The organism is Streptomyces sp. NPDC060064, assembly GCF_042736455.1.
Lineage (GTDB): Bacteria > Actinomycetota > Actinomycetes > Streptomycetales > Streptomycetaceae > Streptomyces.
Genome location: NZ_JBHWWF010000018.1, coordinates 43,517 through 58,450, shown reverse-complemented (window position 1 = coordinate 58,450; position 14,934 = coordinate 43,517). Strand labels below are relative to the sequence as shown.

Here is a 14,934-nt window from a genome sequence, read left to right as displayed (position 1 = left end):
CCGCAATGACGAGTACCCCACCTTTCCTGCCATGAGCACGGACTTCACTACGTACCAACCAGTCGGTAACATTCTGCCTATGAGCTCTCTGCCCGCGCGCGCCGGCCGCCGCTGCCACAACGCCCTCAACCCGATGCACTCGACGGTCTACTTCTCGCCCGACTTCACGAAGGAGCTCGCTCGGCTCGGCGTCGAAGACTCGAGCGCCGCCTACTTCGCCGGGCGCGGCGCCGCGATGGGCGCCGTCGGGCCGGGTGCGGTCGCCGCGGCCTTCTACAACTTCAACCACGAGCTGATCGCCCGGCATCTGCCCGCGGTGTGGGACACCGCATCCCCCGAGGCCGTGCTGGAGGCGCGGCTGCGCGCCGTGGACAGCACGTTGCGGCGGCTGCTCGGTGACGAGGTCGTCGCGTCGAAGGAGCTGGCGGAGGCCGCAGAGCTCGCGCTGCGCGCCGCCGAGGCGGGCACCCGGCACGCCCGGCCGCTGTACGCGGCGCACGCCGATCTTCCCGTGCCCGAGGAGCCGCACCTCGCCTACTGGCATGCCGCGACCCTGCTGCGCGAGCACCGCGGGGACGCCCATCTCGTGGCGCTGCTCTCCGCAGAGCTCGACCCTGTCGAGGCCCTGGTGAGCCACACCGCCACCGGCAAGGGCATGGCTCCGCGCTGGATTCTGGCCACGCGCGGCTGGCGGCGTGCGGACTGGGAGGCGGCCGAGGGACGGCTGCGCGAACGTGGACTGCTGGACGGCGAGGGCGAGTTGACCGAGGCGGGTGCGGCGCTCCGGACCGATCTCGAGGAGCACACGGACCGCCTCGACCGGGCGCCGTACGAGCACCTGGGCGCCGAGGGCACCGAGCGGCTCACCGAGCTTGCGCGCGGCTTCCTGATGACCGCGGTGGCAGCGGGCGCGTTCCCCGCGAACCTCAGCGGCAAGGGCTGACGCCGCTCGATCGGCTCGGCGATCGCCACTGTGGTGACGCTCCCCTTCCGGCTGCCGGCCCGTCTCTTCGGCGGAGCCTCGGGAAGCGGCCGCCGAAGCCGCCACGTCTGAGGCGGCGCGCGACACGGCACCCGGCCACCCGGCACAATGCACTGTCAAGCACAGCCAGCACGAGAAGGCGAGTCGGGAAACCGTGACGACGTCCATCGAAGGCAGGATCGCCGAGGAGCTCGGCGTACGCGAGCGGCAGGTGAAGGCGGCCGTCGAGCTGCTCGACGGCGGGTCGACCGTGCCGTTCATCGCGCGCTACCGCAAGGAAGCGACCGAGATGCTCGACGACGCGCAGCTGCGCACGCTCGAGGAGCGGCTGCGGTATCTGCGGGAGCTCGAGGAGCGGCGGGCCGCGATCCTGGAGTCCGTACGCGAGCAGGGCAAGCTGGACGAGGCGCTCGAGGCGCAGATCCGGAGCGCCGACACCAAGGCGCGTCTTGAGGACATCTACCTGCCGTTCAAGCCGAAGCGGCGGACGAAGGCGCAGATCGCCCGCGAGGCCGGCCTCGAGCCGCTCGCCGAGGGGCTGCTCGGCGACCCGTCGGTGGAGCCGCTCGCGGCCGCGGCGGCCTTCGTGGACGCGGAGAAGGGTGTGGCGGACGCCGCCGCGGCGCTGGAGGGCGCGCGAGCGATTCTGACGGAGCGTTTCTCCGAGGACGCCGACCTGATCGGCGAGCTGCGCGAGCGGATGTGGACGCGGGGCCGGCTCACGGCCAAGGTGCGCGACGGCAAGGAGGAGGCGGGCGCCAAGTTCGCCGACTACTTCGACTTCGCGGAGCCGTTCAAGGAGCTGCCCTCGCACCGGGTGCTCGCCATGTTCCGTGGCGAGAAGGAGGAGATCCTCGACCTGGTGCTGGAGCCCGAGGAGCCGTCGGAGCAGCCAGGGCCTTCGACGTACGAAGGGATGGTCGCCCGGCGTTTCCACATCGCAGCCCCCGGGGAACAGCGCCGTCCCGGCGACAAGTGGCTCGCGGACACGGTGCGGTGGGCCTGGCGGACACGGATCCTGGTGCATCTGGGCATCGATCTGCGGCTGCGGCTGCGTACGGCCGCCGAGGACGAGGCGGTACGGGTCTTCGCGGCGAACCTGCGGGATCTGCTGCTGGCCGCGCCGGCCGGCACGCGGGCGACGCTCGGACTCGACCCCGGTTTCCGTACGGGGGTGAAGGTCGCCGTCGTCGATGCGACGGGCAAGGTCGTCGCGACGGACGTCATCCACCCGCACGTCCCGGCGAACAGATGGGACGAGTCGCTGGCAAAGCTGGCGCGTCTCGCCAAGGAGCACTCGGTCGATCTGATCGCGATCGGCAACGGCACGGCGTCCCGCGAGACCGACAAACTCGCCGGTGAACTGTGCGCCAAGCAACCGGAGTTGGGCCTCACCAAGGTGATGGTCTCGGAGGCCGGCGCTTCGGTGTACTCCGCGTCCGCGTTCGCCTCGCAGGAACTGCCCGACATGGATGTGTCGCTGCGCGGGGCCGTCTCCATCGCGCGCCGTCTCCAGGACCCGCTGGCGGAGCTGGTGAAGATCGACCCCAAGTCGATCGGTGTCGGCCAGTACCAGCACGATCTGTCCGAGGTGAAGCTCTCCCGTTCGCTGGACGCGGTCGTGGAGGACTGTGTGAACGGCGTCGGCGTCGACGTCAACACCGCGTCCGCACCGCTGCTTTCACGGGTGTCGGGCATCGGCACCGGCCTCGCCGAGAACATCGTCGCGCACCGCGACTCCAACGGTCCCTTCCGCTCGCGCAAGGCGCTCAAGGACGTGGCACGGCTCGGCCCCAAGGCGTACGAGCAGTGCGCGGGCTTCCTGCGGATCCGGGGCGGGGACGACCCGCTCGACGCCTCCAGCGTGCACCCGGAGGCGTATCCGGTGGTCCGGCGGATGGTCAAGGCCGTCGGCGACGAGGTGGCCTCGCTGATCGGCAACGCACCGGTCCTGCGCTCGCTGAAGCCGGCGGAGTTCGTGGACGAGACGTTCGGTCTGCCGACGGTGACGGACATCCTGCGGGAGCTGGAGAAGCCGGGGCGCGACCCGCGGCCGGCGTTCAAGACGGCCACCTTCAAGGAGGGCGTGGAGAAGCTCGGCGACCTTGCGCCCGGGATGGTTCTGGAGGGCGTGGTGACCAATGTCGCGGCATTCGGCGCTTTCGTGGACGTCGGTGTCCACCAGGACGGTCTGGTCCATGTGTCGGCGATGTCCAAGACCTTCGTCAAGGACCCGCGGGATGTGGTGAAGCCGGGCGACGTGGTGAAGGTGAAGGTCATCGACATCGACATCCCGCGCAAGCGGATCGCGCTGACGCTGCGGCTGGAGGACGAGGCCGCGCCGAAGACGGGCGGCGGCCCGAAGCAGCGTGAGCGGGGTGAGCGCGGCGGCCGTCCGCCGCAGCAGCGCCGTCAGCAGGGCGGGCAGGGCGGCCAGGGCGGCCGCGGCGGGGACCGTGGCGGCGACCGCCAGGCTCCGGCGCCGGCGAACAGCGCGATGGCGGACGCGCTGCGGCGCGCAGGCCTCGCGGATCCCAAGCGGCGCGGCTGACCACGCACGCGGGGCCCCGCCACCGGACGGTGACGGGGCCCCGCGTCGTTTTTGCGTTCTCACCCCGGTGAGTGGTCACCGGTGCCCGGCGGACGCCGGCGGACTGTGCCGGCCGGACCCCGCTCGACGGCGATCAGTGTTCCGTGATCTTTCCTCCGGACACCTCGATACGGCGCGTGGTGTGGACCGCGTCGAGCATCCGGCGGTCGTGCGTGACCAGCAGCAGCGTGCCGGTGTACGAGTCGAGCGCGGACTCCAGCTGCTCGATCGCCGACAGGTCGAGGTGGTTGGTCGGCTCGTCGAGTACGAGGAGATTGACGCCGCGGCCCTGGAGCAGCGCCAGTGCGGCGCGGGTGCGCTCGCCGGGGGAGAGCGTGGTCGCCGGGCGCAGTACGTGGTCCGCCTTCAGGCCGAACTTGGCCAGCAGGGTGCGGACTTCGGCCGGTTCGGTCTCCGGGACGGCCGCGCAGAAGGCGTCGAGCAGGGTTTCGGTGCCGTAGAAGAGGCCGCGGGCCTGGTCGACCTCGCCGACCACGACGCCCGAGCCGAGCGAGGCGTGCCCCGCGTCGAGGCTGAGGCGGCCGAGCAGGGCGGCGAGCAGGGTGGACTTGCCCGCGCCGTTGGCTCCGGTGATGGCGACCCGGTCCGCCCAGTCGATCTGCAGGTCGGCCGGGCCGAAGCTGAAGTCGCCCCGGCGGACCTCCGCGCTGCGCAGGGTCGCGACGACCGATCCCGAGCGCGGGGCCGACGCGATCTCCATACGGAGTTCCCACTCCTTGCGGGGCTCCTCCACCGTGTCGAGGCGTTCGATCATGCGCTGCGTCTGGCGGGCCTTCGCGGCCTGCTTCTCGCTGGCCTCGCTGCGGAACTTGCGGCCGAGCTTGTCGCTGTCGGTGGCCTTGCGGCGGGCGTTCTTGACGCCCTTGTCCATCCAGGACCGCTGCATCTGCGCCCGGCCCTCGAGCGCCGCCTTCTTGTCGGCGTACTCCTCGAAGCCCTCGCGGGCGTGCCGGCGGGCGGTCTCCCGCTCCTCCAGGTACGCCGAGTATCCGCCGCCGTACAGGGTGATCTGCTGCTGTGCGAGATCGAGTTCCAGGACCTTGGTGACGGTGCGGGTGAGGAACTCACGGTCGTGGCTGATGACCACGGTGCCGGCGCGCAGGCCCTGGACGAAGGCCTCCAGGCGCTCGAGACCGTCCAGGTCGAGGTCGTTGGTGGGCTCGTCGAGCAGGAAGACGTCGTAGCGCGACAGAAGAAGCGAGGCGAGGCCGGCGCGGGCCGCCTGGCCGCCGGAGAGACCGGTCATCGGCTGGTCGAGCCCTACGGTCAGACCGAGCGAGTCGGCGACCTCCTCGGCGCGCTCGTCGAGGTCCGCGCCGCCGAGGTCCAGCCAGCGTTCCAGGCTGGTGGAGTACGCGTCGTCGGCGCCGGGCGCGCCGTCGACGAGCGCCTGGGTCGCCTCGTCCATGGCGATCTGGGCGGCGGTGACGCCGGTACGGCGGGCGAGGAAGTCCCGTACGGTCTCCTCCGCCCGCCGCTCGGGCTCCTGCGGCAGATGGCCGACGGTGGCGGTGGGCGGGGAGATCTTCAGCTCGCCCTGTTCAGGACTGTCGAGTCCGGCGAGCAGGCGGAGCAGGGTCGATTTGCCGGCGCCATTGACACCGACGAGGCCGATCACATCGCCGGGCGCGACGACGAGGTCGAGCCCGGAGAAGAGCGAGCGGTCGCCGTGTCCTGCGGCGAGATCCTTGGCGACGAGGGTTGCTGTCATCAGATGGCTGATCCTAACGGGACGCTTTCACAGGAGGCCCGCCAGCCGGTACAGGGCCAGAGATCCCGCGACCGCGACATTGAGGCTGGCGCCGGTGCCGACCATGGGGATCTCGACGCATTGGTCGAGCAGGTCGAGTGCCTCGGGCGGGATGCCTTTCTGTTCGTGGCCCAGGACCATGACGGTGGGCTGCCGGGCGGCGGGCAGGTCGCCGAGTCGTACGGCTTCGTCCGCGAGCTCCACCCCGATGATCCGCGCGCCCCGCTCACGCTGCCGTGCGAGCCAGCCCAGCGGGTCGCCGGTCCAGTGCACGCAGAGCGGTTTGCGCAGGGTGTTGCCGCGGGCCAGGGCCTCGGGCACCCACGGGAAACGCGGCACGGTGAGACAGGCACCGACGGCGTCGCAGGTACGGGCGAGGGTGCCGAGGTTGGCCCCGTGCAGCGGCCAGAGGGGCGCGGCGTACAGGTGATCCCAGCAGGAGTGGGCGCGGGGACGACGGGTGCGGCGAAGTTCCTCGCGGGTACGGGTGCGGATGGAGGGTCCGCCGTCGCGGCCGCTCATCGCCCGCACGGCTCTGGTTGCCACCCCCGGCCGTGCCCACGGTCACCCCGGTCGACGGACGGAGTCCGGCGCAGCGCCCCGATGCCCATGAGGCCCCCCAGGGCCGAACGGCGCGAGGGACGCGTCCGCGAAAGGCCGGCGGGTCCGCCGTCGCGGCCGCTCATCGCCTCCAGGCCGCTCGCGGCGAAGGGCCGAGTCCGGGGCCACCCGGGCCGGCGGACGGAGTCCGGCGCGAGGGGCGCGTCCGGGAAAGGCCGGCGGGCCCATGGTTCAGTCGATGCATCATGCGTGGCGATTCGCGGCTCGCCCGGGCCATCGTCGGTGTCAGTGCACCATCGGTGCGACCAGCACGCTCCCCGTGGTGCGTGCCACAAGGAAGGATTGCCCCTTCACCGCCCGCGCGTCCACCGGAATTCGGTGCTCCCCCGGCTCCAGCATCCCGTCGAACAGCTCCCGCGTATGCGTGCGGTAGAGCCGGTCGAGGCGGTACGCCACCAGTCGCACCCGGCACGCCGAGGTCACCTCCACGTCCGCCGCGTCGTCCGACATCGTCAGCCGGGTCAGCCGACGGCGCTCCAACGGGCCGCGGTCCAGGGCGTGTTCGATCTGCGCGACCAGCAGCGGAATGATCGGGGCGAGCCCATCGACGTACGCGACCCGCACCTGAGCCCGCTCGAACGCCGCACGCACCTCCGCACGATCCCGCTCGCCGACCGCGCGCCCGAAAGCGACCGCACCATAGGTGCGCAGCTCCTCCGCGGGAACGCCGGCCGCGTCGCTCGTGATCTCCGCGCCGATGCCGATGGTCCGCAGGGCCGCGGCGAGCTTCGCCAGCACGGCCACCCGCGCGCCGATCAGCAGCACCCGGCGGCGCACAGGCCCGGCGTCCCCGCCGTCCGTCAGCAGCCGTTCCAGCTCGGCCCGGTACTCATCACCGCGGAAGCGGAACGGCCCCATCCCGTGGTAGCCGTTGAGTTCCAGGTCCGCTCTCTCGTCCGTCTGCCAGGCGAAGTCCCGCCACACGATGTCGTCCCCGTCGCGCTCGATGACGGCGGTCACCGCTCCGCATTCGATGCCTTCGCACTCGGGACAGCCGTAGATCACACAGCGCCCGCCCTCCAGCGGCGCCGGGCACTCCAGCAGCAGCATGCGCACATGGGCGGTGAAGATCGCCGGCGGTACGTCGGAGGCCAGCGGCGAGACCGCGTCGAGGTCGGAGAGCTGGAACAGCAACGGCCGCCCGTCGACGATGAAGTCCATGAAGTCCCGGTGCACTTGGTAGCCACCATCCGCGAGGACTCCGCCGGCCCGCATCGCCGGCGCCAGCCCGAAGGTCGCGTACTCGGCAGACATGTCCTGAGTATCCCCAGTTATGGGGTGATCTGAGCACGGCATCCGGCATTGGGCTACGGTCCCGCCATGAGCGGCGATGTGACGGTGGTGGGCGGCGGGGTCATCGGGCTGACGACGGCCATAGTGCTGGCGGAGAGCGGCCGCCGCGTACGGGTGTGGACGCGGGACGCGGCGGAGGAGACCACATCGGCGGTGGCGGGCGCGCTGTGGTGGCCGTACCGCATTCAGCCGGAGAGGCCGGTCGGCGACTGGTCGATCGCCTCGCTGCGGGTGTACGAGAAGCTGGCAGCCCGCCCGGAGGAGACCGGCGTACGCCTGGTCGCGGGCGTCCAGGCCGGTGAGCGGCTGACAAGGCTGGGGTCGTGGGCCGCGCAGGTGGAGGGGTTGCGCGAGGCGCGAGCGAGGGAGCTGCCGCAGGGGTACGACTGCGGGCTGTGGGCGCGGATCCCGCTGATCGACATGCCGGTTCATCTGGCCTGGCTGCGACGGCGGTTCGAGGCGGCGGGCGGCACGCTGGAGACCCGTACGGTCGGCGGTTTCGCCGAGGCGGCCGAGGAGGCGCGGGTCGTGGTCAACTGCACGGGGATCGCGGCGAGGCGGCTGGTGCCTGACGATCGAGTGCGCGCGGTGCGCGGGCAGTTGGTGCTGGTGGAGAACCCGGGGATCGAGGAGTGGTGCACCGCGGTCGACCATGCCTCGGACAGGACGACGTACTTCTTTCCGCAGCCGGGGCGGCTGATCCTCGGCGGCACGGCAGACGAGGACGACTGGCGGCTCGAGCCCGATCCCGCGACGGCCGAGGAGATCGTCGCGCGCTGTGCGCTGATCCGTCCGGAGATCGCGGATGCGCGGATCCTCGGACACCGGGTGGGCCTGCGTCCGGCACGGACCGAGGGCGTACGGATCGAGGCCGGACCCCTGCCCGGCGGCGGCCTGCTGGTGCACAACTACGGGCACGGGGGCGCGGGTGTCACGGTCGCCTGGGGCTGCGCGGAGGCGGCGGCCCGGCTGGTGCCGTAGGCGCGCGGGCTCCGGTGGCGTACGGCGCCGCGGACGGACGCACATGCGGCACCGCCCGCCCCGACAGGAGCGGGCGGTGCCGCACGGCCGGGAAACTACGCGTTGTTGTCAGCGTCCTCGCACTGCTGGGCCTTGGCCCGCAGCGCGTTCGCCGTGGCGTGCAGCCGCCTGTACTCCTCGATCTTGCGCGCGGCGCGCGCCCGCTCCGCGGCCTGCTCGGTCTTCGCGGCCTCCTGGCGGAGCTCCGCCGGGTTGCAGGTGATGACACCCCTCGCGGACACGGCCGACACGGCGGATTCCGTGCCGGTGCCGGCAGCCTGCGCGGGCGCGGCGGCGAACAGCAGTCCACCGGCCATCGCCGTGGTCACTGCGAGCATGGTTGTACGACGCATCTCATTCTCCAAGTACAAAGTCGTGCGCCCCCGTTGGGCGTGTTGTTCAATACTCGCCGGTAACTTTAGCCGACGTGATCACGCGGTCCCGTACCGGCCGCTTCAACACGCGGTGACCGCCTCCCCCGAGGCGAGGTGGTAGGTCGCACGGGCATCGAGCAGCAGCGGGATCAGCTCGCGCCGGGACTGCCGCAGCGGCACGAAGGCCCCTTCACCGACCGGCCGCACCATGACACCGTGCAGGGCCAACTCGTCCTTGACGTCCGCATACTGCGCCGCGTCCAAGCGGTAGCCGCAGGGTGGATCGGCGAGGATCTGCTCCGGCTTCGCCGGGTCGTTGTCGGCGCCGCCGAGATAGACCGGGCCGCGGTCCTTGAACCCCGCCAGCCGGGCACCGGTGGTCGCGGTCTCGATCCGGGTGCGCCGTTCGTCGGCGAACGAGAACAGCCCGCCCAGAGCGTCGAGTTGGCTGGCCACCCGGCGCCGGTTGTTCAGCGACGCGTCGGCCTTCTCCGCATCGGTCACGGGATCGACGCGGCTCTCGATGAGGAGACCCACCGCGTTCTTGACGCCGGCGGCATTGCGCAGGATGCGCTCCTGACCGTCTCCGGCGGTCTGCTTGATGGGATCGCCGGTGACCGGGTCGGTCCAGATGCCGTAGGTGCCGGTACTGAAGCCGCCTTCGTGCGCGGCCGGGCGGACGTACCGGTCGGAGAGTATCTGCGACTCCTGGTGGACCTTGGCGTCGGTGTTGAGATTGCGCGGCCAGAGGTCGAAGAGATCCTTGTCGTAGTACGGCGGGGTGGCGCCGTACTCGTGCAAGTCGTAGATGACGTCCGGGCGTTGGTCACGGACAACCGCCGCCATCGCCCGCCCCTCGGCGGTCTGCAGAGCGATGTGGTCGCGGTTGATGTCGACGCCGTCGGAGTTGCCGCGGGTGTCCGCGGCCCGCCCGTCCGGGTTGGCCGTGGGGACGACGAGAATCCGTGTCCGGGACAGCAGGCGCCGGGTCTCGCTGTCCCTCGCATACGCCAGATCGCGTATCCGGCTCAGACAGGCGTCGCGGCCCGAGGGCTCGTCGCCGTGCTGACTGCAGATCAGCAGCACCGTGTTCGAGGTGTGCTGCGCGCCGATGCGTACGAGCTGCAGCGGACGGCCCTGCTTCGTCGTCCCGATCCGGCCGACCGACACCCGGTCGCTGCCCCGGTCGACGGCGGCGAGGAACTCCTGCTCCTCGGGCTGACTGGTCCAGCGCGCGCCGTTGCTGGTCTCGAAGCCGGTACGGGGCAGGGCGTGCGCCGCCTCGGCCGGCGCCGTCACCAGCGGCACTGCCAGCGCCGCGACCGTGACGGCGAAGGCGAGCGTGCGGATACGGAACTTCATCGGCTGCCGCCTCCCGGGATCGGGCGGATGGCTCGCGGCTCGGCCACACCGCTGAGCCGGGACGGGCTCGGGGCAACCGCTGCGGCGGACCCGGCGGTGGCACGCACAAAAGCGGCCGCACCGCCGACGATCGGCAGCCGCGCCGACGTCCGGGCCAGATCGAGGCTGAGCGTCGGCGTGGTGGCGGGCGGGTCGATGAGGTCCTTGTCCGTGCCGCCTACGATCAGGGCGAGCCGGTGGCCTGCCGGGACGACATGGTCACTGGCGTGCAGATCGAGGGTGAGGGTGTACGCCCTGCCGGGGGTCAGCGGGCGGCCCTTGGCGCCGGAGGCGTAGTTGCCCAGATCGGCCCAGCCGCGGCTGAAGACCGTGTAGCCGACGGCAGCCGTGCGCGCTTGCGTCACCTTGAAGCACGGGCTGTCGCCCGGAGTGCTGGCGCCCCAGCAGGTGCGTTCGGTGAGGGTGGTGATGCCTTCGCCTGCGGTGGCGTAGTCACGGATGGTGTCGGGGCCGAGATCCACGAGCACGGCGGAGAGATGGGCGCTGGAGGTCGAAGGCGTCGCGGTGATCGTCACCTTGGAGGAGCCGGACAGCCGCAGATCACGGCCGAGCGGTTTGGTGATGAATCCGGCCTTGGCGGAGGTGGACCGGTCGATCTGGGCGGCCCAGTCGGTCTCGTCCAGCTTCGGGTCGTCGGTGAAGGTCTCGACCGAGCCGGGGCGCGCGGGCATCAGGCCGAGGGTGCCGACGCCGGCGGCCGTGCCGTTGCCCGGGCGGAGGCTGGTGCTGTGGGTGGCGCGTGGCGGCCAGACGCGGTCGGTGGACCACTGGTCGGGGGCGCGCTCGATGTCGGCCATCGGCTCATGGTCGATACCGTTGTCGTAGCCGAGGAGGTAGTGGTCGAACCAGCGGTGCAGGGTCGCGACCCACTCGGCGCGCCGGAAGTCGAACGGGTCGACATGCCCGGTCTGCGAGAGCCAGACCTTGCGCTCCACGCCTTCGTCGGCAAGCGCGTCCCACCACTGACCGAAGTGCTTGGTACGGACGTTGAGGTCCTGCATACCGTGAACGGCGAAGACGCTCGCCGTGACATTGTCCGCGTTGCGCACATAGTCGCGCTCGCTCCACAGCCGGGTCAGATCACCGGTCCGCGGAGCCTCGTCCACCAGGCGCTTCTGGACGGCCTGGCAGCGGGCTCGGGCCTCCGGGCTCTCGACATAGTCGGAGAGCCACTCGGGGCCCGAGTCGTAGAGCGGGGCGCCCTTGGCGAAGTAGTAGTCGTACCAGGAGGAGATGGCGGAGATCGGGACGATCGTCTTGAGCCCCTCGACCCCGGTGGCGGCAACGCCGTTGGCGATCGTGCCGTCGTAACTCTTGCCGATCATGCCTGTGCTGCCGTTGGTCCAGCCGGCGCGGGCGGGCGCGCCGCCGGTGCGGGTGGTGTACCCGCGGGCGCGGCCGTTCAGCCAGTCCACAACAGCCTTGGCGGACTGGATGTCGGAGCGGCCGCCGACGTCGACACAGCCGTCGGAGCGGTTGGTTCCGGCCAGGTCGACCGCGACGAAGGCATAGCCGCGGGGAACGAAGAAATTGTCGTAGAAGAGCGGGAACTGGGCGACGTTGCCGTTCGCGTCGTACGTCTTCTTCTGGCTCTCGTTACCGCGACCGCAGCAGGAGTAGTACGGACTGGCGTCCATGATCACGGGAATCTTCCGGCCCTGCTGGGCGGGTTCGCGCGGCCGGACGATGTCGACGGCGACGCGGTCTGTCTTCCCGTCGCCGTCGCCGTCGAGCCGGGTGTCCACCCATACGGATTCACGGATCGCGTGCTCGTAGGAGTAGACGGGCCTGCTCTCCCGTACCGGCGCGCTCTGCGCCCCTGTCGGCGAGAGGGTCATGGTCATCAGGGCGGCCGAGGCCGCCACCACCAGCGATCTGTACGTCAAGCGGGTGACCCGCGCACGAATCGGCATGGGCGGAAGGTACTCCGGCCAACTCCCCTGCAACAGGGGGCAATCTGGGCATCAAAGTGACCGAAGGGACACCCGGGATCATGTCGGCCGAATGGCGATCACGTGAAAGGCCGAGCGGCGTCCTGACTGCGGGCGCCGGGTCTGAATAGGCTTCAAGAGATCATCAGTCCCCACGACTTGGAGCATCCGTGCACCGCAGACTTATCGTCCCGAGCGCGCTCGCGGCCTCTCTGCTGCTGGCGATCCCGGCATCGGCCGCCGACAGCTCTCCGGGCGCCCCGGGCATCGGCGACCCTTACTACCCGGCCAGCGGAAACGGCGGATACGACGTATCCCACTACGACCTGAGGCTCACTTACGAGCCCAGTACGGATCTGCTGACGGGTACGGCAACGATCCTCGCCACCGCCAAGCAGAACCTGAACCGCTTCAACCTCGACTTCGGACTGAAGGTCAGCGAGGTGCGAGTCAACAACAAGATCGCGAAGTTCGCCAAGGAGGGCGACCAGGAGCTGGTCGTCACTCCGGCCACGCCGCTGGAGAAGGGCGCCTCCGTCTCGGTGGTCGTCCGGTACGCGGGCAAGCCCTCCGAACTGAGCATCGGCGGCTATACAGCCTGGCACCGCACTCCGGACGGCGGCGTCGCCGCCCAGGAGCCGGACTCGGCCGTGTGGTGGTTCCCGAGCAATGACCACCCGCTGGACAAGGCGACGTACGACATCTCGGTGTCGGTGCCGGACGGCACCCAGGCGATCAGCAACGGCGTGCTGCAGTCGCAGAGTTCCAAGCTGGGCCGGACGCGCTACAACTGGCGCTCCAACAAGCCGCAGGCGTCGTATCTCGCCACGCTCGCCGTCGGAAAGTTCGACATCACCACCGACAAGACGGCCGACGGGCTGCCCATCCTCAACGCGTACAGCAAGGATCTCGGCGACAACGCCGGGGCGGCGCGGGCGAGCGTCGAGCGGACCGGCGAGGTGGCCGAGTGGCTCACCGGGGTCTTCGGCCCGTACCCCTTCAACGCACTCGGGGGCTACGTCCCCAATGTCACCAGCACTTTTGCGCTGGAGACACAGACCCGGCCGTTCTACAGCCCGCGGCAGTTCGCGAACGGCGCGAATGTCTCCGTGGTCGTCCATGAGCTGGCCCACCAGTGGTACGGCGACAGCGTCTCCGTCGACGGCTGGAAGGACATCTGGGTCAACGAAGGCTTCGCCCGCTACAGCCAGTGGCTGTGGTCGGAGAAGGAGGGCGAGGGCACCGCGCAGGAGCTCGCGGACTACGTCTACGCCCAGCACCCGGCCGACGACGCGTTCTGGACCGTCAAGCCGGGCGACCCGGGTCCGGACAAGCAGTTCGACATCGCCATCTACGACCGGGGCGCGCTGGCGCTGCAGGCACTGCGCAACAAGGTCGGCGACAAGGACTTCTTCGCCATCCTCAAGGGCTGGCCGAAGGAGCACGCCTACGGCAACGCAAAGGTCGGCGACTTTGTGAAGTACGCCGAGAAGATCTCGGGCAAGCCGCTGGCCGGGCTCTTCGACAGCTGGCTCTACCAGCCGTCGAAGCCGGGCGCTCCGGCGGCGGCCGGAGTGCGGAGCGCTCGGGCGGACGTCAAGCACGTCCGGCCGAAGTCCTGGAAGACGATCGCGGCGACGAACACCGTCCACGACCACTGAGACGTGGCAGGAGCGCCGCCGTCCCCAAACAGGGACGGCGGCGCTCTGCCGTGCCCCCTTCTCCCTGCCCTCTCCTTTCCCTTCCGCGGGCTGGAGGGGAGCGCTCTCAGAAGATCATCGGGAGCCGGATATCCTGTTACCCGGCAGCGTTCTCCCCCGCTGTCGTCTGAAGCGGTTGACTGAAGCAGACGAGGAGCGCCCGCCTTGCCCGAGCAGACCACTGGGTCCCGCCCCACTCTGGAAGCCGTCGCCGCCCGCGCCGGCGTCTCCCGGGCCACGGCCTCCCGGGTCGTCAACGGCGGCGCCGGTGTCCGGCCGCCGCTGGTCGACAAGGTGCGTCAGGCGGTCGAGGAGCTCGGATACGTACCCAACCACGCGGCGCGCACCCTGGTCACCCGGCGCAACGGCGCAGTCGCCGTGATCATCGCCGAGCCCGAGTTCAGGATCTTCTCGGACCCCTTCTTCGAGCAGCAGGTGCGTGGCATCAGCCGCGAGCTGACGGCCTACGACTCCCAGCTGGTGCTGCTGTGGGTGGAGGGGCCGGGTGACTACGACCGGATCGCCCGCTACCTCGGCGGCGGCCATGTCGACGGCGCGCTGGCCTTCTCGCTGCACAATGACGACGAACTGCCGTCGATCATCCGGCGGGTCAAGGTGCCGACCGTCTTCGGCGGCCGCCCCGGCTGGCCCGGTGCCGCCTCCGAGCTCGCCGTCCCGTATGTCGACTGCGACAACCGCGGCGGCGCCCGGGAGGCCGTACGGCATCTGGTCTCTCTCGGCCGCGAGCGCATCGCGCACATCGCGGGCCCGCGCGACCAGACCTCCGCGCTGGACCGGATCGACGGCTACCGCGATGTCCTGCTGGACGCCGACCCGGAGCTGGTCTGCCAGGGCGACTTCACCGCGGACAGCGGCGCCCGCGCGATGGCTGAGCTGCTGGAGCGCCGCCCCGATCTGGACGCCGTCTTCGCCGCCAACGATCTGATGGCCTCGGGGGCGCTGCGGACACTGCGCCGGCAGGGTCGTCGGGTGCCCGAGGATGTCGCGCTGGTCGGCTTCGACGACATGCCCTCGGTCGTCGAGTCGACCGATCCGCCACTGACAACGATCCGTCAGGACATAGAGGGAATGGGCCGGTTGATGGTCCGGCTGCTGATGCGCGTACTGAACGAGGACGAGCCGGGAGCCGGGGCCCCCGCATCGGTGATCACTCCGACCACGCTGGTGCGGCGGGCCTCGGCCTGAGTCGCCGGGGACCCGTCGCACACC

At 70.8% G+C, this 14,934-nt stretch carries 12 protein-coding genes; 6 read left to right on the top strand and 6 right to left on the bottom strand.

Annotated elements, in window-relative coordinates:
- The first annotated feature begins 79 nt into the window (after positions 1-79).
- From ACFWDI_RS21880 to ACFWDI_RS21870, 3 genes are all read left to right on the top strand, one after another.
- Positions 80-943: a hypothetical protein gene (locus ACFWDI_RS21880; RefSeq protein WP_385306160.1), complete on the top strand. Its 864-nt coding sequence runs from the start codon at positions 80-82 to the stop codon at positions 941-943.
- A 9-nt stretch (positions 944-952) separates the two neighbouring features.
- Positions 953-1,054, top strand: coding sequence for an LPFR motif small protein (locus tag ACFWDI_RS21875; RefSeq protein ID WP_385306283.1), 102 nt, complete (start codon positions 953-955; stop codon positions 1,052-1,054).
- Positions 1,055-1,136: 82 nt separating this feature from the next.
- Entirely contained in the window at positions 1,137-3,533 is a 2,397-nt protein-coding gene (locus tag ACFWDI_RS21870) for a Tex family protein (RefSeq protein WP_385306159.1), read from the top strand.
- Positions 3,534-3,666: 133 nt separating this feature from the next.
- Here the strand turns inward: ACFWDI_RS21870 and ACFWDI_RS21865 are convergent, their stop codons facing one another.
- From ACFWDI_RS21865 to ACFWDI_RS21855, 3 genes are all read right to left on the bottom strand, one after another.
- Positions 3,667-5,304, bottom strand: a complete 1,638-nt coding sequence (locus ACFWDI_RS21865; RefSeq protein ID WP_385306158.1) for an ABC-F family ATP-binding cassette domain-containing protein — start codon at positions 5,302-5,304, stop codon at positions 3,667-3,669.
- A gap of 27 nt (positions 5,305-5,331) precedes the next feature.
- The gene (locus tag ACFWDI_RS21860) at positions 5,332-5,865 is read right to left on the bottom strand and encodes a TrmH family RNA methyltransferase (RefSeq protein WP_385306157.1); all 534 of its coding nucleotides are present in this window, start codon (positions 5,863-5,865) and stop codon (positions 5,332-5,334) included.
- Positions 5,866-6,189: 324 nt separating this feature from the next.
- Positions 6,190-7,218, bottom strand: coding sequence for an oxidoreductase (locus ACFWDI_RS21855; RefSeq protein WP_385306156.1), 1,029 nt, complete (start codon positions 7,216-7,218; stop codon positions 6,190-6,192).
- 66 nt (positions 7,219-7,284) lie between these two features.
- Between ACFWDI_RS21855 and ACFWDI_RS21850 the strand changes: the two genes are divergently transcribed.
- On the top strand, positions 7,285-8,238 hold the full coding sequence (locus ACFWDI_RS21850; protein WP_385306155.1) for an FAD-dependent oxidoreductase: 954 nt from the start codon (positions 7,285-7,287) through the stop codon (positions 8,236-8,238).
- 95 nt (positions 8,239-8,333) lie between these two features.
- Here the strand turns inward: ACFWDI_RS21850 and ACFWDI_RS21845 are convergent, their stop codons facing one another.
- The 3 genes from ACFWDI_RS21845 to ACFWDI_RS21835 form a co-directional block, all read right to left on the bottom strand.
- Positions 8,334-8,630 (bottom strand): hypothetical protein, encoded by a 297-nt coding sequence (locus ACFWDI_RS21845; RefSeq protein ID WP_385306154.1) that lies wholly within the window; start codon positions 8,628-8,630, stop codon positions 8,334-8,336.
- 102 nt (positions 8,631-8,732) lie between these two features.
- The gene (locus ACFWDI_RS21840; protein WP_385306153.1) at positions 8,733-10,013 is read right to left on the bottom strand and encodes a M14 family metallocarboxypeptidase; all 1,281 of its coding nucleotides are present in this window, start codon (positions 10,011-10,013) and stop codon (positions 8,733-8,735) included.
- Complete coding sequence (locus ACFWDI_RS21835) at positions 10,010-11,986, bottom strand: Xaa-Pro dipeptidyl-peptidase (protein WP_385306152.1); 1,977 nt, start codon at positions 11,984-11,986, stop codon at positions 10,010-10,012. Before ACFWDI_RS21835 ends, ACFWDI_RS21840 begins: the two co-directional genes overlap by 4 nt.
- 188 nt (positions 11,987-12,174) lie before the next feature.
- Between ACFWDI_RS21835 and ACFWDI_RS21830 the strand changes: the two genes are divergently transcribed.
- Positions 12,175-13,665 (top strand): M1 family metallopeptidase, encoded by a 1,491-nt coding sequence (locus ACFWDI_RS21830; protein ID WP_385306151.1) that lies wholly within the window; start codon positions 12,175-12,177, stop codon positions 13,663-13,665.
- A 204-nt stretch (positions 13,666-13,869) separates the two neighbouring features.
- Entirely contained in the window at positions 13,870-14,910 is a 1,041-nt protein-coding gene (locus tag ACFWDI_RS21825) for a LacI family DNA-binding transcriptional regulator (protein WP_385306149.1), read from the top strand.
- The last annotated feature ends 24 nt before the right edge of the window (positions 14,911-14,934 follow it).